The 17,950-nt window shown below is 57.6% G+C and carries 17 protein-coding genes; 8 read left to right on the top strand and 9 right to left on the bottom strand.

What is annotated here, in order from left to right:
- Positions 1-50: 50 nt before the first annotated feature.
- Both DT594_RS00085 and DT594_RS00080 read right to left on the bottom strand, forming a co-directional pair.
- Positions 51-344: a co-chaperone GroES gene (locus tag DT594_RS00085; protein ID WP_022964075.1), complete on the bottom strand. Its 294-nt coding sequence runs from the start codon at positions 342-344 to the stop codon at positions 51-53.
- Positions 345-537: 193 nt separating this feature from the next.
- Positions 538-987, bottom strand: coding sequence for an FxsA family protein (locus tag DT594_RS00080; RefSeq protein ID WP_149330826.1), 450 nt, complete (start codon positions 985-987; stop codon positions 538-540).
- A 232-nt stretch (positions 988-1,219) separates the two neighbouring features.
- Here DT594_RS00080 and DT594_RS00075 point away from each other — a divergent pair, with 232 nt between their 5' ends.
- Positions 1,220-1,978 (top strand): SDR family oxidoreductase, encoded by a 759-nt coding sequence (locus tag DT594_RS00075; protein WP_149330825.1) that lies wholly within the window; start codon positions 1,220-1,222, stop codon positions 1,976-1,978.
- Between the two features lie 66 nt (positions 1,979-2,044).
- Here the strand turns inward: DT594_RS00075 and DT594_RS00070 are convergent, their stop codons facing one another.
- Positions 2,045-3,058, bottom strand: a complete 1,014-nt coding sequence (locus DT594_RS00070; RefSeq protein WP_149330824.1) for a DUF481 domain-containing protein — start codon at positions 3,056-3,058, stop codon at positions 2,045-2,047.
- 48 nt (positions 3,059-3,106) lie between these two features.
- On the opposite strand from DT594_RS00070, the gene DT594_RS00065 reads away from it, so the two are divergent.
- Positions 3,107-3,439 (top strand): MGMT family protein, encoded by a 333-nt coding sequence (locus DT594_RS00065; RefSeq protein WP_096347458.1) that lies wholly within the window; start codon positions 3,107-3,109, stop codon positions 3,437-3,439.
- A gap of 19 nt (positions 3,440-3,458) precedes the next feature.
- Positions 3,459-4,865 carry an AmpG family muropeptide MFS transporter gene (locus tag DT594_RS00060; RefSeq protein WP_149330823.1) on the top strand — a complete coding sequence of 469 codons (1,407 nt, stop codon included), beginning with the start codon at positions 3,459-3,461 and terminating at the stop codon, positions 4,863-4,865.
- 73 nt (positions 4,866-4,938) lie between these two features.
- On the opposite strand, the gene DT594_RS00055 is transcribed toward DT594_RS00060, so the two are convergent.
- Together DT594_RS00055 and DT594_RS00050 are read right to left on the bottom strand one after the other, a co-directional pair.
- Positions 4,939-5,802: a mechanosensitive ion channel family protein gene (locus DT594_RS00055; RefSeq protein ID WP_149330822.1), complete on the bottom strand. Its 864-nt coding sequence runs from the start codon at positions 5,800-5,802 to the stop codon at positions 4,939-4,941.
- Positions 5,803-5,821: 19 nt separating this feature from the next.
- Entirely contained in the window at positions 5,822-6,307 is a 486-nt protein-coding gene (locus tag DT594_RS00050) for a YajQ family cyclic di-GMP-binding protein (protein WP_096347456.1), read from the bottom strand.
- A gap of 104 nt (positions 6,308-6,411) precedes the next feature.
- Here DT594_RS00050 and DT594_RS00045 point away from each other — a divergent pair, with 104 nt between their 5' ends.
- The 3 genes from DT594_RS00045 to DT594_RS00035 all read left to right on the top strand — a co-directional run bounded on the left by DT594_RS00045 (position 6,412) and on the right by DT594_RS00035 (position 8,955).
- Positions 6,412-7,380: a response regulator gene (locus DT594_RS00045; protein ID WP_149330821.1), complete on the top strand. Its 969-nt coding sequence runs from the start codon at positions 6,412-6,414 to the stop codon at positions 7,378-7,380.
- 2 nt (positions 7,381-7,382) lie between these two features.
- On the top strand, positions 7,383-8,300 hold the full coding sequence (locus DT594_RS00040) for a 2-dehydropantoate 2-reductase (protein WP_149330820.1): 918 nt from the start codon (positions 7,383-7,385) through the stop codon (positions 8,298-8,300).
- A gap of 76 nt (positions 8,301-8,376) precedes the next feature.
- Complete coding sequence (locus tag DT594_RS00035) at positions 8,377-8,955, top strand: cob(I)yrinic acid a,c-diamide adenosyltransferase (protein WP_149330819.1); 579 nt, start codon at positions 8,377-8,379, stop codon at positions 8,953-8,955.
- A gap of 52 nt (positions 8,956-9,007) precedes the next feature.
- Here DT594_RS00035 and DT594_RS00030 read toward each other — a convergent pair whose 3' ends face one another.
- The 4 genes from DT594_RS00030 to DT594_RS00015 all read right to left on the bottom strand — a co-directional run bounded on the left by DT594_RS00030 (position 9,008) and on the right by DT594_RS00015 (position 15,083).
- Positions 9,008-11,026, bottom strand: a complete 2,019-nt coding sequence (locus tag DT594_RS00030) for a methyl-accepting chemotaxis protein (protein WP_149330818.1) — start codon at positions 11,024-11,026, stop codon at positions 9,008-9,010.
- Between the two features lie 188 nt (positions 11,027-11,214).
- Positions 11,215-12,033 (bottom strand): regulatory signaling modulator protein AmpE, encoded by an 819-nt coding sequence (gene ampE, locus DT594_RS00025; protein WP_149330817.1) that lies wholly within the window; start codon positions 12,031-12,033, stop codon positions 11,215-11,217.
- Positions 12,030-12,611 (bottom strand): 1,6-anhydro-N-acetylmuramyl-L-alanine amidase AmpD, encoded by a 582-nt coding sequence (ampD, locus tag DT594_RS00020; RefSeq protein ID WP_149330816.1) that lies wholly within the window; start codon positions 12,609-12,611, stop codon positions 12,030-12,032. The genes ampE and ampD overlap by 4 nt, the downstream gene beginning before the upstream one ends.
- 66 nt (positions 12,612-12,677) lie before the next feature.
- Positions 12,678-15,083: a DUF1631 domain-containing protein gene (locus DT594_RS00015; protein WP_149330815.1), complete on the bottom strand. Its 2,406-nt coding sequence runs from the start codon at positions 15,081-15,083 to the stop codon at positions 12,678-12,680.
- Between the two features lie 423 nt (positions 15,084-15,506).
- Between DT594_RS00015 and DT594_RS00010 the strand changes: the two genes are divergently transcribed.
- Entirely contained in the window at positions 15,507-16,874 is a 1,368-nt protein-coding gene (locus DT594_RS00010) for an alanine/glycine:cation symporter family protein (protein ID WP_149330814.1), read from the top strand.
- Positions 16,875-16,966: 92 nt separating this feature from the next.
- Complete coding sequence (gene nadC / locus DT594_RS00005; protein ID WP_149330813.1) at positions 16,967-17,815, top strand: carboxylating nicotinate-nucleotide diphosphorylase; 849 nt, start codon at positions 16,967-16,969, stop codon at positions 17,813-17,815.
- Positions 17,816-17,950 lie beyond the last annotated feature (135 nt).

Raw genomic sequence — 17,950 nt, 5'->3', positions numbered from 1 at the left:
TTTCGCTTTCCTTTAATCAGTTCATACAGAGAGTGCGGGTGAGCCTGTAATCAGGATTCCAGCACGCCGTAAATTTCGGACTCGCTCATGATCAGCAGATCTTCGCCGTCAATCTTGATGCTGCTGCTGCCGGAGTAAGGGCCAAATACGACTTTGTCACCCTCTTTCACAGCCAGCGCACGCACTTCACCGTTGTCCAGCAGACGGCCGGTACCCACGGCTACCACTACCCCGGTGTTCGGCTTTTCTGCGGCTGAGCCAGGCAGAACGATACCACCAGCGGTTTTTGTTTCTTCTTCGCTGCGACGAACGACTACGCGGTCGTGTAACGGACGAATTTTCATCGTTGTGAGTCTCCCAATGTGATGTGAATACCGGCAAGCCGGGGTTTCAAGTTAAATCAGGTCTTGCGACCCGAAGGACGCGCCGTAGGCAGCGTCACTGTTCCGTTCAGCTCCCAAAACGGGCGCTTGTCAAAACTGGTGTTGCGTTAATGGGGCCCTGAACAGCAATTTCAAGGGAACCCCGAAAATTTTTTCACTGTTGGTCGATGTGTTTATCGCGCTGCGGAGCGGCCTCGTCACCCGGTTTCCACTCGCCTTCGATAACGGTGTGGCCATCGCGCGTCCAGGCCTTGGGGCCGCCAGGCTCACCTGGTAGCGGCTGGCCGCGGTGGCGCCAGGCCAGGACCAGGCAGACCAGCGCAGCGGCATCAGTCAATACGCCGGGAATAACCAACAAGACACCCGCCAGCACGCCCCACATGCCGGATTTGAGCACGATCAGCGGCGAGCCGGTTTGCGACATCTGCGCTTGCAGACGCTGGACCATCACCCAGCCCTGGCTCTTGATCACCAGAATCCCGAGCACGATGGTGCCGAGCACCCATAACAGCGTTAAGCCAACGCCAATGGCCTGCCCCAGAATAATCAAACCAGCCAGTTCAATGAACGGGACGGCTAGTAACAGCAAGCGAATGAAAGGCATGAAAACCTCGGATAATAAGTTTGAATTTAATATATGGGTCCGACATGGTTCGGTTTCAACCCATCATGTCGGTCTTCAGCTTTGATTAAGGTTCAGGGTTGGTTTCACGGCTCTGTTCAAGCCTTACGCTCAAAAAATGACCAGAACGACTTACCGGGTATTCTAAAATGCGCATGACTCGGGCATGCTTGCGCCGGATTATTTTTCCCATTGGCTTCGAGGAGTGCCAAGCATGCAAGTAAAAGACAGTGTGATCATCATTACCGGCGGCGGTCAGGGCCTGGGGCGCTCTATGGCCGAGTACCTGGCAGCCAAAGGTGCCCGGCTGGCCCTGGTCGACCTCAACCAGGAACGCCTGGACGAAGCCGTCGCGGCATGCAAAAGCGCAGGTGGTGATGCCCGCTCGTATATCTGCAACGTCGCCAATGAGGAGCAGGTAGAAAGCATGGTCAGCCGGGTCGCCGAGGACTTCGGCGCAATCAACGGCTTGATCAACAACGCCGGGATTCTGCGTGATGGGCTGCTGGTCAAAGCCAAAGATGGCCAGATACAGAAAATGAGCCTGGCGCAGTGGCAGTCGGTGATTGATGTCAATCTGACCGGCGTGTTCCTGGGTACCCGTGAAGTCGCAGCGAAAATGATCGAGCTGGGCAACAAAGGCCTGATCATCAATATTTCCTCGATCTCTCGGGCCGGCAACATCGGCCAGTCCAACTACTCGGCGGCCAAGGCTGGCGTTGCCGCAATGACCGTAGTGTGGGGCAAGGAGCTGGCACGCCACGGCATTCGTGTAGCGGGAATTGCACCGGGCTTTATCGAAACGGAAATGACGGCCGGAATGAAGCCCGAGGCGCTGGAAAAGATGACCTCGGGTATTCCACTAAAACGTATGGGCAAGCCAGAAGAGATTGCTCATTCGGCCGCTTATCTGTTTGAAAACGACTATTACACTGGTCGGATTCTGGAACTGGACGGCGGCATTCGTCTCTGAGCCGGCGCACTCCCCGACAGGTAAGAAGCTGATGCCTTCTTACCTGCCGATCTATCAGACTGCTTCTTACCAGCTAACCCCCAGACCAAAGCGATAGCGCTTGTCGTTGATGCTCTGATCGTTGTTGCCATCCAGATAGTCCCACTCGGCCAACAGGCTCAGCGATGCCCAGCTGTTCAGCAGGTAGCGCACTCCAACCTCGGCATCCACTACGAAATTGATTGATGGATCATCCGGAATCAGCGTTTCAGCGTTATGCAGGAATTCGAAGCGCTTGCCGTAGAGAAAGCGACGCAGATCCCATTCGACGCCCAGGGCGTTGAATATGTCTTCGGTACCGTCACGATTCTCCAGGCGTACATGGTCGATCCGTGTCGAGGTTTCAAAGCGGCCCAGAGCGTTATTCCACCACTCGTAACCAGGACCCATACCCAGCTGTTTGCGGCGTTTTACTTCACTGACATGATCGCGCTGATAGCTGGCGCTGGTTTGCCAGAACCACTTTTCGTCGAAAAACCAGCTCAGATCGTAGTCGGTCTGCCAGAGATGACGGCTTTTCACATCGTCGCGGTAATCGCGCTCGAATTCGCCACCCAGCACATGGCGCCAGTCGCCGTGACGCGCTCGCGTGTCAAAGGCCATGTCCAGATCACGTTGCTCGGTATCCGTGTCCTTGATATCAAGCGCAGCCGTGGCGTTGCCTTCCCAGACCCAGTCTTCGATCAGCGGCTGCGGCTCAAGCATCTGCTGAATAGAGCTGATCTCCATCCTGACTGGTTCCGGCTCACCGTTAACGACCATGATCGCGCCCTCTTCTGCGGCCGTTACCGCCAGCGCCCGCTCAGCCTCACCCACGGACTTGATCAGCAAAGGGTTTTCCGATTCAAATGTCTTGATATTCTTCACGTCGACATTGATGTTGCCAGCCATGGCGGTCTTCATGATCAGCTTGCCGCCTTCGAGCAACTCGATCGTGCCAGTGATACGATCACCGTTCTTGAGCCAGAGGGTGTCTGCCAGGACGTTGGCGGACAGGCACAGCGAAGCGACCACAACGGGAATCAAACGGAAACAATACATCGCAAAAAACCTTTGACTAGGGGCTGGACAACAAAGGCGACATTATCCATGTCTGAGAAACGAATACCAGAGGTCAAGCTCGCTACACGCGAGGTTTTCTGGCAGGTGCTGGCGAGCATCCCCCCTGGCAGAGTGACCAGCTATGGCCAACTGGCGAAGTTGGCGGGCATGGGACGCGGCGCCCGGCTTGCCGGCCGCTGGCTCGGTCAGTTGCCGGCCGACACCGAGCTGCCTTGGCATCGGGTTCTCAATAGCGTCGGGCAATTGTCGCTCTCCGCCGACAGCCCCTCAGGTCAGGAACAATATCAACGCCTGATGGCGGAAGGTGTCATCATCAATAATCGCCGTGTGGACATGAAAAGGTTCGGGTGGCCGGATTGACCAATCCTACAGGAGCAGCATGAACGACAATCAGCCCGCCGAGCAGGCATCCTCGTCGACTCTATCCCAGTCTCCGGTTCAAGCGTCCGAACGTGAAGGTTTACGCGTCTATCTCAACCCGCGTGTTATCGGCATGCTGTTTCTGGGATTCTCAGCCGGCTTGCCGTTGCTGCTGGTAGGCGGCACCTTCAGTGCCTGGCTACGTGATCTGGGCGTGGAGCTGACCGCCATCGGCTTTTTGAGCTGGGTGGGGATTGCGCATTCGATCAAGGTGCTCTGGGCGCCCTTGATCGACCGCGCACCCATCCCGCTGCTGAGCCGTTGGCTGGGGCGTCGACGCTCCTGGATGCTGTTGGCGCAGGTTGTGATCGCTATCGCGCTGCTGGGCATGGCCTTTACCGATCCCCGGGAAAATCTGGGTTTGGTAGCGCTCTGGGCGGTGCTGGCCGCCTTTGGTTCGGCTTCCCAGGATGTGGCGATAGACGCCTATCGCGTCGAGGCCGAGGCCAAACACCGGCAAGGCGCGATGGCCGCTACCTACGTGACCGGTTACCGCGTAGCCATTCTCGCCGCCGGGGCCGGCGCGCTGCACCTGGCATCGCTGGAAAACTGGAGTACCGCTTACGCGGTAATGGCGGTACTGATGGGGGTGGGTTTCATCACCACCTTTATGATCGCTGAACCCAAGGTGCAGGTGACCCACTCCACCGCGCTGTTCGAAGAACGCGTCAGCCAGTATCTGGCACATACCAGCCACGCGGGATGGCGCCGGAGCCTGACAGCCTGGTTTATCGGCGCGATGGTCTGCCCCTTCGCCGAGTTCTTTCAGCGCTATGGCAAGGCAGCGCTGGTTATTCTGGCGTTTATTGCCACCTTCCGCATCAGCGACATCTTTATGGGCGTGATGGCTAACCCCTTCTACCTGGATCTGGGCTTCAGCAAGGCACAGATTGCCAATATTGCTGCGGCTTTCGGGCTCGGTATGACCTTGTTTGGCGCTGCCATGGGCGGGGTGCTGGTCGCGCGTTTCGGCATCGCGCCGATTCTGCTCGCTACAGCCTTTATGGCGCCGCTCACCAACCTGGCCTTCGCCTGGCTGGCCTACATCGGCCCGCAGGACTACGGCCTGATCGTCGCCATCATCGCCGACAACATTACCGGCGGATTGGCCATCTCGGTGTTCATTGCTTACCTGTCGAGCCTGACCAATACCGCCTATACGGCTACGCAGTATGCGCTGTTCAGTTCACTGATGACCCTGCCCGGCCAGTTCGCCGCGGGCTTTACCGGTTTGCTCGCCGCCAACGTAGGCTGGATCGGCTTTTTCATGCTGACCGCACTGACCGGGCTGCCCGCCATTGCGCTGGCGTTCATGCTACTGCGCATGGCGCATCCGGACCGCCTGCGGCGCCCGGGTATCGACTGATCCGCCGCGTTATCCAACGTATAAACGAAAAAGCCCGGCATATGCCGGGCTTTCTTAAACTGCCTACGGGGTATTAGGCCTGGGGTTGCTTCTCGGTTTCCCGCGGTGCCGGATCTGCCACCATATGCAGCGTACGCTGGGGGAAAGGAATGGAAATACCGGCCTTGTCGAACTCTTCCTTGGCCAGCTCCTGAAGCTCCCAGAATACACCCCAGAAGTCATCAGTCTTGGTCCACATGCGCAGCGACAGATCGACTGAGCTTTCACCCAGACCGGTCAACCAGACCACCGGTGCCGGATCGGTAAACACCCGCTCGTCGGCCTCGGCCAGACCAAGCAGAATGCGTCTGGCTTGTCTTACATCATCGCCATAATCGATACCGATATTGATATCCACACGGCGGGTCGGCTGACGCGAGTAGTTGATGATATTGCCATTGGACAGGCTGCCGTTGGGCACCACGATGGTCTTGTTATCAGCGGTCTTGAGTATGGTGAAAAAGATCTGGATGCTGTCCACCGTACCGCCGACGCCCTGGGCTTCGATATACTCGCCGGCCTTGAACGGCCTGAGGATAAGAATCAGCATGCCGCCCGCGAAGTTGGCCAGGCTGCCCTGCAGCGCCAGGCCCACTGCCAGACCCGCCGCACCGATCAACGCGATGAAGGAGGTGGTTTCGATACCGATCATGCCGGCAACGCTGATCAACAACAGAATCTTCAGGCCGACACCTACCAGAGTGCCGATAAAGCTGTGCAGGGTGCGGTCCACATTGCGCTTTTCCAGCAGCACATGAACCCCGGAGGTAATGCGCCCGACAACCCACCAGCCAATGGCAAAGGTCACCAGTGCCAACAACACCTGACTGCCGTATTGCAATACTAAAGGCAACCAAGCTTCCGACAATCCCTCCAACTGCACCATCACATCATCCATCCGCTAAACCTCTTGTATATCAATCGCGAAAATTATTGAACTGCAGAGGCATGTCCAATTCAGCGCCACGTAATACCGCCATGACTTCCTGCAAATCATCACGCTTCTTGCCGGTTACCCGCACCTGCTCACCCTGAATAGCGGCCTGTACCTTGGCCTTGGAATCCTTGATCAAAGAAACGATCTTCTTCGCGAGTTCTTTGTCGATCCCTTCTTTCAATACAACATCCTGCTTGACCTGCTTGCCTGATGCAAAGGCCGGTTTGATTTCCAGACACTGGATATCTATCTTGCGCTTGACCAGACTGAGCTTGAGAATTTCAAGCATCTGTTCCAGTTGAAACTCGGCATCGCCGGTCATATGGACCGTCTGTTCCTTGTCTTTGAACTCGAAATGACCCTTGCCGCGCAAGTCATAGCGGCGCTCAAGGTCTTTCATCGCGTTATCGACCGCGTTGGTCACTTCATGCTTGTCTAGTTCGGAGACCACGTCAAAAGATGGCATGTATATACCTCAAATAAACATCATTTTTATGACATACATTGCAAAACAACAGTATATCCTCGTGGCATTATAACGTAATTGATCAACTGACCTGGAGCCTTGCCATGCCCAACCCGCAACTGAGCATCATGGTGGTGGATGACACCAAGTTCAGCAGTGCGGTAATAGGCCATAACCTGACGCGCGCTGGTTATGCCGATATCCGCTTTGCCAATTCAGCCATGGACGCCTTGGCATTGCATGAAGAACGCCCGGCCAGCGTCATGGTGGCTGACTGGCTGATGCCCGAAATGGACGGGCTGCAGTTGACCACACGCATTCGTCAGGCCGACGAACAGAGCGGCCACTATACCTATGTGGTGCTGTTGACCGCGCGCGAGGGGGACAACGTATTGAGCGAGGCATTTGATCGCGGCGTGGATGACTTCATCAGCAAGTCGGCGATGAACGAACAACTGCTCCCGCGCATCTACGCCGCTGACCGGATTTCCCAGCTGATCAATCGCCTGCTCGACGAAAACCGCATGCTCGCGGACAACAATTCGCAGCTGGAAGAACATAATCTGGTAGACAACCTCACTGCACTTGGCAACCGCCGCTACGCCTTGCAACGGCTGAACGATGTGCTGCGCAATGTCGACTCACGAGGCGGGATCTGCTGTGTATTGTTACTCGGCGTACAGAATCTTGAAGAGCTGGGTCGCAAGTTGGGCGAAAGCGTACAGCAGGAACTGCTGCGCGGGATTGCCCGTCGCTTGCAGCAATTGGTGCGCCCCACCGACGTCATTGCGCGTGTAGGTAACGCCAACTTTGCCATTGTCACCCTGGCTGAAGACCCTCAGGACTGTAAACCCAACAGCTTCAAACGGCTACACGACGGGCTGAATCTCAAGGCGTTCAAGACCAGCGAAGGCTATCTCAGCGTGCGCGCAGGCATGGCCCTTTGTGCCGTTGATAACAAGCAACCGCTGCCGAGCGCCGAAGAACTGCTCGCCACGGTAGAAACGGAGCTGGGCAGCGCTTACGAAACCAATTTGATTACCGAAGTACGCTGGGCCGCAGCCGAGGCTTGAGCATGTTGCACGTGTTGGGCGGTGGCAGCCTGGGATTGCTCTGGGCTGCCAGGCTTGCCGAGGCCGGCGCCGATGTACGGCTGATTCTGCGTGATGCTCAAGCGCTGCGAGCCTGGAAGGCGGCGGGCAGCAGTATTCTGTTTGAACAGGCAGGTAAACGCAGGCGCATTGCGCTGCAAGCGCAACTGGCCGACGACCCCACTGAACCCATCGATATTTTGATTCTGGCAACCAAGGCTTATTCTGCTCAGAGCGCGCTGCAAAGCGTCACGCAGCGCTTGCAGCAAAACGCGTCGATCCTCCTTCTGCAAAATGGTATGGGCAGCCAGCAAGCGGCCTCGAGGGCTTTCGCGCAGCAACAAGTACTCTATGCAAGCGTAACCGACGGTGCCTGGATGCCAGCCCCACAGCATGTTATCTGGGCCGGCCAGGGCCAGACCCAGATCGGTGACCCCCGTGGCGCTGACTGCCCACAGTGGCTAGCACACATCGATCAGCAAAATATCAATTGGCAATGGCAAACCGATATCCTCGCGGTCCTCTGGCAAAAGCTGGCGGTCAACTGCGCGATCAACCCATACACGGCGCTGTATGACTGCGACAATGGCCAGGTACCAACTCGTGCCGGCGCGCAATTCCTTCGCTTGATCGACGAACTGCACAGCCTGCTCGAACGCCAGGGTGCGGGCGGGACGCGAGCAGACCTCGGCAAATACATTGACCAGGTCATCACCCGAACTGCAGCGAACAGCTCCTCCATGCGCCAGGACATCCACGCGCGCAGGCGCACCGAGATCAGCTACATCACCGGCTACGCCTGCGAGGTAGCGCGCCAAGCCGGCCTTGTCACGCCGGTACTGGATCAACTACATGGCGCGCTAAAAACACATCTGGCAACGCTTGGCCTGCCCCCCGACTGAGCGCGAGCTATGCCGCCAGGCTCATTCACGCTAGCATTTGGGTCTTTATCCTCTACCGCAACGAGACCAGACCATCATGGGTTACCGCTTGAGCAAACTTTATACCCGGACCGGCGACGACGGTGACACCGGCCTGGCCGATGGCCGTCGCATCGGCAAGGACCATCCGCGTATTGAAGCCATGGGCAGCGTGGATGAACTCAATAGCCAACTGGGAATGCTGATTGCGGACCTGCTGGGCCAACATCTGATCGCGCTCGGCGAAGTACTCGGGCCGATACAGCACCGGCTATTCGATCTGGGCGGTGAACTGGCTGTGCCCGGCTACGAAATCATTGATGCGGCAGATGTGCTGGCGCTGGAAGAGTTGATCGACCATTTCAATGCCGACCTCGAACCACTGAAAAACTTTATTCTGCCTGGGGGTTCACGCTGCGTTGCCGCCGCGCATCTGGCACGCAGCGTCTGCCGCCGAGCAGAGCGCCGCTACCTGACGCTGGCCAACCATGAGGCCGTCAACGAGCAGGCACCTATCTATTTGAATCGGCTGTCGGACTTGCTGTTCGTCATGGCTCGAACAATTGCCCGCCAGGAGCAAACCCCCGAGGTGCTGTGGGCGCCAAAGCCCAAGCCCGCACCTGAAGCGTCTGAGTGAATACTACATCTGCATGAAAGCACCGGTGCGCGGGGATCGCACCGGTACAGGGCTACACGCGGAATGCGCTGATGATGTGCTGCAGATCCTTGACCAGTTGCCCCATACGGTTGCTTGACTGCTCGGCCTGACGGGCGCCTTCGGCGGTTCTTTCACCGGTCTGGTTGATCTGCACAATATTGTGGTCAATATCATGGCTGACGGCCGTCTGCTCTTCAGCCGCTGCGGCGATCTGCTGACTCTGGTCAACAATCTGCGTTACCGACTTGAGGATGTTACCCAAGGCCTCCTGGACCTTAAGCGACGCCTCCACGGTCGAGCCCGTCATGCCGTGACTCGCGCCCATGGCCTTGACCGCACCACTGACACCTTCCTGCAAGCGGGCAATCATCTGCTCGATTTCTTCGGTGGATTGCTGGGTACGTCGCGCCAGTGTGCGCACTTCGTCGGCGACCACAGCAAAGCCACGACCCTGCTCCCCGGCGCGAGCGGCTTCGATAGCCGCATTCAGCGCCAGCAGATTGGTCTGCTCGGCCACGCCCTTGATCACTTCCAGTACCCGGCTGATGGAGCTGCTGTCATCTGCCAGCTTGTTGATCACCTTGACCGAATTCTCGATCTCACCAGCCAGCTTGCCAATACCTTCCACTGAGCTTTCCACCAGCTTGCGACCATTCAGCGTCTCGGTATTCACCTGTTCGGCGCTGGTCACTGCCAATGCAGCGCTGCGCGCCACTTCCTGAGAGGTCGCGGACATTTCGTTCATCGCCGTGGCCACTTGCTCGATCTGGGAGCGCTGGGACGCAACAGCATGACTGCTTTCGCTGGAGATACTTTCTACCTGCTGGGATTGCTGGTGCACTTCACCGGCTGTCTGGCTGACCTGACGTATCAGCTCGCGAATACGCTCAACGGTGTCGTTGAACTCACTGGCCAATGCGCCCAGCTCATCACGACTATCAACTTCGACCTGCACGGTCATGTCGCCACCGGCCACCTGGCCCATCAGCACGGACAAGCGCTTGAGCGTGCGCCGCGTGGCCATATAGAAGCCGGCGTACAGATAAATGATCAACAGCCCGACCAGCGACAGCGATACGATCAACACCATCATGGAGCGGAAATTCTCGGCCATACGCTGCTCAAGCACCTGGGCCAGGGTGTCAAGCATCTCCTGATTGAACGCGTAGGTTTTGTCGATTTCGCTGGTGAGCTGAGCGAAATAGTCCGACCAGGTTCCAGACAGACTGTTGGCCAGGATAATGTCATCTTCAAAGATGCGGATGGCTTCATCCAGACTCTCAAGACTGGCCTGGGAGTAGGATTGCAGGCCCGTCAGACTGCTGTCTGCCAGAACCAGCGCAAGCACCTGCTCATAGTCACTGCGCAGGCGCTGCATGGCTTCGAACAGATCATCCATGTCGCGGCTGGCGTCGGAGTTCAGATAACCCAGGCCAATCGAATAAGCACCCACCGAGCGTCCGTTACCCAGTGACGAGGTGATGTTCGGCGTGACATTGATCAGCAGATCGCTCAGCTGGCGGATATTGCGGTCGTAATCCTGAGGGAGCCCGGCATAGGCGGCGCTGAAGCTCAGCAATGAGCTGACTTCGCCCAACGCCTGAGTAGACATGGCGCCGCGGTTGCGCACGGATTCGCCAGCGATACCCTGGTAAACGTTAACCAACTCGTCGCGTTTGGCCAGCAGGTCGGCGGCTTCAGGATCATCGGCATCAAGAGCCAAACCGTTGAGGCCATCGATCACACTCTTGCGCAGAACTTGAGTACGCTGCTCCAGATCCTGGGCGTACTCGCCCTGGCCCAACTGCACGTAGATCATGTCCAGATCACGCAAGGCTTCTGCATCGCGCAGAATCGCAGTGTTCTGGCGCAGCAAAGCCATGCTGTCCAAGGCATGCTGGGTCAGCTCCACGCGGTCATAAGCCTGCTGCACCAACATGCTGCTGACAATCCCCAGGGGAATAAAAAACAACACACTGATCAGGCAGAATTTCATGCCGTAACCAAGTCGGTTCATCAACGCTATGGCTGGAGCCATCAGACTATTCACTCAAGACTCTCCTCATGCACAACCGCGTACCGGGGCCATAACGGCCAAGGCAGACCTGACCCAGATACATTTATTTTTATTAGCCAGTAATGGGCTTTGGCATTCTACCGCCAATCGCGTCAGTAACTGTCTCACAGTGACTCTATCGGCAAACCTTCGCAGTTCTTTAAGCCAATCCGCACGTCCGCTCAGGCGAGCACGCTGAGAAAAGCAATGGCCACCGCCCAGACGAACAGACAGCGCTGCAATAATCTGCGTAAAGGTGGCATCACGGACCGGTGCTCTACTTCGGTATCCGGGGCGTCCAGGGCGGCTTCTGCACCCTGCCCCGTCACCTGCTCCGCGGACACCTCCCAACTCCGCAGCACCTCGCCGAGCGCCGCGAGCGTGCGTTCAAAATGCCCGACCAGCGCCATACTCAATACCATCAAACGCGCCGGCAGCCATTCCAGAGCATGGACCACCGAGACCGCCAGGGCGCGCAGGGGATGCTCAGCCGGCTTTTTCAACTGCTGCAGCATCCGATATGCCATAGCACCGAGCGGACCCAGTAGCAGATACCAGAAGGCCGGCACCAGATAACCCTCGCAGACCTCCCAGACTACGCGTTTACGCACACTGACAAGCAGCTCAACAGAATTCTCGGCGCGAATGCTCATATCGCGCTCGGCAACCAGGCTGGCCGCCTCCCGATCGCCGCGCTCCCAGGCCTGCTCGAACTGTGCCGTCATCGCCTGCAAGGGATCATTGCGACCGACGCATAACAGCAGCACAAAGGTATGCACCAGCAGCGTCAGCACCCCATAGCCAATTCCTTCAACCAGCCAGAGCAGCAACCCGACCAGTAAAAGCGGCAGAGCCAACATGCCCAGCGCTTGCCATTTCGGGCGGGCGGGCGCAGCGGCCACTCGGCGCGCCCAGTTACCCAGCAAGTCCAACGGGAAACCCTTGCGCCATGGGGTAAATTTCAGGATCAGCGCGACCAGCAGCAATACCAGAAAATTCATACTCGTCTCCCCCCAGGCGCGCCGGGTGCGTCGATCACGCTACAAAGATAGCGCTGCCAGTCAAACGCCGGACCCGGGTCTGTCTTGCGTCCGGGCGCGATGAATTCATGGCCGGTGATTCGGTGAAGCGTAATGGCAGGGAAAGCGTGCTGCAGCACCTTGGTCAAGGCCTGCAGCGCATCGTACTGACGTGCGGTGTAGGGAAGCTCATCGGTGCCTTCAAGTTCGATACCAATGGAATAGTCATTGCACTCCTCGCGCCCGGCGTAACGCGAGCGCCCGGCGTGCCAGGCCCGTTTGAAGCACGAGACAAACTGGGTGACAACACCGTCGCGCTCGATCAGAAAGTGCGCGGACACTTTCAGCGGAGCGATTTCTGCGAAATACGGATGCGCTGTGGGGTCGAGATGCCCCTGGAAGAAAGACTGTACATGCCCGCCGCCAAACTCGCCGGGCGGCAAGCTGATGTTATGAATCACCAACAACGAAACCGCCTCGCCCACGGGCCGGTCGTTGTGATGCGGGGAAGGACAGTGGTTGACCTCACTGCACCAGCCATCGTGCTCGTTAATCTGCATAGGACTCGTGATTCGCGAAAGACCCTATGCTAGCAGGCCACCCCTGCGGGGAATAGCCTCGCTGAATCAGTTTTTGCTGGCTTGAAGCCGACGCAGATTGCCGATCACCGATTCGAGCGCCCGGTCAAACAACTGGTTATCGTCCAGCAAGCGCACCAGCCCCTGCTCGTACTGTTGAGCCAGGCTGGTAGCACTGTACTCGACGACTTTCACGCCACTACGATTAACGAAAATGTACTTGCCGCTGAAGCTGATGATAGCCGCCAGCTTGCAGCGTTGCGCCGGCGCATCGACGGTGGTCATCAATTCAAACCAACTCCCGGTGTGCAGCGCGTCAACCCAGGCAGCCGCTTTTATGTCCGGCAGATCGCCAACCAGCTCGGGCTCGGTTGGTAAAGCCTCAGCCGGCATAATTGGCGCCTCCACTCGGACGGTGGGCACCTCCGGCAATGGCTCCAGCTCCGGCGAAGAATTCACTGAAGCAATATCGGCAACCGGCTCCGCAGTATCGGGTTGATGGTCACCTTGGGCATTCCCGGCATCGTAGGGCGCTGGCCGCGCCTCGGCGGCCATCAAGGGCTCACCTTCATTCAACTCAGGCTGCGGCGCTGCGCTGACCCTGGGCGCAGTTTGCTGCGCTGCAGGGGTGGGTGGCGTCAAACGCGACTGTTGCAGCTGCTGCACTTTTACCAGCAGAGGCGCGCCTTGTTCCGCGCGCAAACCGATCAACTGCAAACCGTCAGCAATCGACTGCCTGACCCGCGCATTAAGCGCCTCCCGCGCAGCGGGTGCGCTGTCACCCAGCGGCTCGATACTTTCCAGCATCTGTTCCGCAGTCCGCTTGACCTCACGCCAGGCCGCAGAGTCATGGCCCTCACGCAGACAGGTCATCTGCATTACCTGGCTCCAGGTATCGCGCAACAGATCCACCGCGAACACCGGAAGCGTCCTGCCCATCAGCAGCTCATTCAAGCTCAAGGCTACCTGGGTTCGCGCTGACTCAATGCGTGCTCTGCCCTCTTCGGCATCACGGGTGCGCTGTTCCAATCGTTCCGAGCGACGTTTCTCGACGTTGATGAAGCCCGCCAGCTCAGTGTGCAGGGAGGCAAATAGCTCGGGATCCGGCTCTGGCTGATCGAGCAGCCGTTGCACGATGCTTTCCAGCAGTGCGTGCAATTGATCGCGGCGCAAATCGTCCTGGTCACTCCAGCCCATGGTGGAGCGGGCCAACTCATTGAGTAGACGCCGCGCTGGATGACTGGACTGGCTGAAGAAACGCTTGTCGGCGATGGCCACGCGCAGGATAGGCAACTGCAGACGACCAATCATCGCTTTGACTGCAGCAGGCAACTCGGGGTCATCAAGGATGAAATCAAACAACATGGAAACCAGGCTGATGACGTCATCATCCACCCGTTCCAGTGAGCGGGATTGGCCATGCTGATCGCGTTGGCGCCGCAGCAGTTGATTGATCTGCGAGCGCATGTCCAGCCGCTGACTGGCGTCATCGGCAAAATCCAGGCTCGACAGGTCAGCCAGCATGCCGAGCAACTCGTTACTGCGCAGCGTTTGGGTAGATGGCGAACCCATGGAAGATAAGGCCGCATCGCCGCTGGCGTGGCGCCAGTTGCCAATCAGCTCGCTGAACATGGAGAGCACTTGCTGATGCTCGGCGAAATCCTGCTGGCCGCCTTCTGCTTGACGATAAGCCTGGCCCGCCACAGGGGCTGACCCCGTCATGCGTGCAGCAGCCTGACGACCCGCAGTATTTTTCAGATCCGGCAACACGCCGGAAAGGATCAGCTGCTTATTGACCTCATCATAAAATCCATCCACCTGATTGAACACATAGCGCTCAAACAGCTTGAAAATAATCAACCGCACCTTGATGTCGAGCTCCATCTCGGACAACGCCTCGACGAAAACCTGCGACAACATGGTTGGACCGATAGGCAAATCACGGTCATCGACCCGGCGCTTGACCAGGCTGTTAAAGCGAATTGACAGATGCGAGAGCGAGGCCTTGTTGCGCGTTACCGCACGGCCAATCATGCTGTCGAGCGCAACCGTTTCCTCCAGCTCATCTGGCTGTACCAACGACAAGCTGTCGAGTTCGAAGTTATGAATGGAGGTAATGACAGGCTTGTCGGCATCCTGATTGAGCGCTTCGAGCTCGCGCATCAAACCATGGCAACAATCCTTGGTGATCTTGTGCCGCTGCAGACGCACCGCTCGCATGGCTTCAAAAAACAGCGTTTGTTCATTATTGCTACCAGCACGATCAGCCATTTCAAACAGGCTGTCATCGGCGTTATCAAACAGGGTGGTCAGGCTCAACTTGAGAAAGTCGACCGCCTGCTTGCGCACCGGCATCAAGGGAGACGGAAGGTTGGACGGCCTGTTCGGATCAAAGCCGCCCGCACCGATGTCACCGGCGGAGGTGATGGGAACAATTTTAGGATCGCGGGCCATACATACTCCCCGGGCAGTGTGGCACTGCCTTGAAAACGCCAACAGGACTCAGCTCAAAAGTATTTCCCAAGGCTTTACGCTGTCACCTTTCACATCCTGTGATGTTGCCTTCCGCACGTCATGAATATGGCGTCAATTTTAAAATCAGTATACAGCCATTTAGCGTCCCGACATTCCTATGCGCTCATTCCTTGACCAAGTTCACATTCTTATCGGGCGCCAAGATCCTTACCTAGACGCATTCCTGTAACAATTAGACGATCCCAGACAGGCCAGAAACGCTCAAGAACGCCATGCTGTCGCAGCCCGATCAAGGCAGAATTGCCAATACTGGTTTACCCTGATCTTGGGACTCACTATTTGCGCCAGACCCAACAGCCGTAAAAACCAAGACTATAACAAATCGCTGGAGAGCCGAATAAAATGGAATCACTCATAGGAATAATCAGCGCCATTAACGGCGTGGTGTGGGGGCCAGCCATGCTGATACTGCTGGCTGGTACAGGCCTCTACCTCACGCTGGGCCTTAAACTGACGCCGCAACGCAAGCTCATCTACGGCTTCAAGATGCTGTGGCGTGGCCGGAAAAGCACCGAAGAAGGTGACATCAGCCCGTTTAACGCGTTGATGACGGCGCTTTCTGCCACCGTCGGGACCGGTAACATTGCCGGCGTTGCCACCGCCGTATTCTTCGGTGGACCGGGCGCTTTGTTCTGGATGTGGGTTATCGCATTGGTGGGTATGGCCACCAAGTTCTGCGAAGCCACGCTGGCCGTTCATTACCGCGAAAAAGACGCCAACGGCAATCATGTTGGCGGCCCCATGTATTACATCAAGAATGGCTTGGGCATTAAATGGAAGTGGCTGGGTGTACTTTTCGCCATCTTCGGCATGCTCGCCGGGTTTGGTATCGGTAATACCATCCAGTCCAATTCGGTAGCCGATGCGCTGCAGAGCACTTTCGGCATTCAGCCGCTGGTAACCGGTATCGTTATTGCCGTGCTGGTTGCACTGGTGCTGATTGGCGGCATCAAGCGTATTGGTGACGTGGCGGGCAAACTGGTGCCGATCATGGCGATTTTCTACGTGGGTGGCGGCCTGATCATTCTGATCATGCACGCTGATCGCCTGCCGGAAGCTTTCAGCCTGATCTTCTACCACGCGTTCAACCCGATCGCGGCCGCTGGCGGCTTTGCCGGCGCAACCATCTGGGCGGCCATGCGTTTTGGTATCGCCCGCGGCGTGTTCTCCAACGAAGCAGGCCTGGGTAGCGCTCCTATCGCCCACGCCGCCGCGCAAACCAAGGACCCGATCCGCCAGGGTACCGTCGCGATGCTGGGTACCTTTATCGACACCATCATCATCTGCTCCATCACCGGCCTGGTGATTATGGTTACCGGCGCATGGCAGAGCGGTGAGAATGGCGCGTCCATGTCTGCATTGGCGTTCAATGAAGGCCTGCCGGGCGGATGGGGTCAGTATATTGTCAGTATCGGCCTGGCGGTGTTTGCTTTCACCACCATCATCGGCTGGAGCTTCTACGGTGAAAAATGCACCCAGTTCCTGTTTGGCGAGAAATCCAACATCCCTTTCCGGGTACTCTGGATCCTGGCCATCCCATTAGGCACGCTGCCGATCATTGATCTGGGCAGTCTGTGGCTGGTCGCCGATACGCTGAATGCGATGATGGCGATTCCCAACCTGGTTGCACTCTTGTTGCTTAGCCCTGTGGTCTTCAAGCTGACCAAGGACTACTTCAACAACCCGGCCAATCTGTTGAAAAACAACTAAGCCAACGCTGTGATACCCGCCCTCCCTGGGCGGGTATTTCTTCTCTTATCGGGTATACTCGCCGGCTGATGCCGATCCGCGACGGAGCCCGTATGCCCAACCTGACCCTCGACACCCTGCAGCAGACCATCATCGACGATGTGCGCCGAGCACTGGCAGAAGATGTTGGCTCTGGTGATATTACCGCTTCGCTGATCCCTGCAGACCGTCTGGCTACCGCCACTATCCTTACCCGCGAAGCCGCTACCCTGTGTGGCACCGCCTGGGCCGATGAAGTGTTCCGTCAGGTGGATCCGGCGATCACAGCCCAATGGCTGGTCAAGGATGGCGAGCAGATGCAACCCGACCAGGTATTCTGCAAGCTCAGTGGCCCCGCCCGCGGCTTGCTTACGGCCGAACGCAGCGCCATGAATTTCATTCAGACATTGTCAGCCACGGCCACTCGCAGCCAATACTTCGCATCGTTGGTGGAAGGTACGTCAGTGCGGCTGCTGGACACCCGCAAAACCTTGCCCGGCCTGCGCATGGCACAGAAATACGCCGTCACCTGCGGTGGCTGCCATAACCATCGCATCGGTCTGTTTGACGCTTTCCTGATCAAGGAGAATCATATCGCTGCCTGTGGCGGCATCGCCGAGGCCATCGCTCAGGCACGCTCAATGGCGCCGGGCAAGCCGGTAGAAGTGGAAGTGGAAAGCCTGGATGAAATGCAGCAGGCTCTCTCTGCCGGAGCAGACATCATCATGCTCGACGAACTGAGCCACGATGACATGCGTGAAGCCGTGGCACAGACGGCGGGCCGTGCGTCACTCGAAGCATCCGGCGGCATTACCGAAAAGACCCTGCGCAGCGTGGCCGAGACCGGGGTGGACTTTATCTCCATTGGCACGCTGACCAAAGACATCAAGGCTGTGGACCTGTCTATGCGGCTGGCTATGTAGCTTGTGGCTTGTGGCTTGTGATTCTGGATCGGCGTGCATGGTTTCAGCGCCCCTGCCCCTGTGCGTGGCACGCTCCAAGCCGTCCATGGGGCTCGTCATCGCACATCCCTGTGCTCTGACGGCCACACACAGGGG

Origin of the sequence: Halopseudomonas laoshanensis, from assembly GCF_008365385.1 — a bacterium.
Classification (GTDB): Bacteria; Pseudomonadota; Gammaproteobacteria; order Pseudomonadales; family Pseudomonadaceae; genus Halopseudomonas; species Halopseudomonas laoshanensis.
Note: the sequence above shows the minus strand (reverse complement) of the source record. Positions and strands in the feature narration are given on the sequence as shown.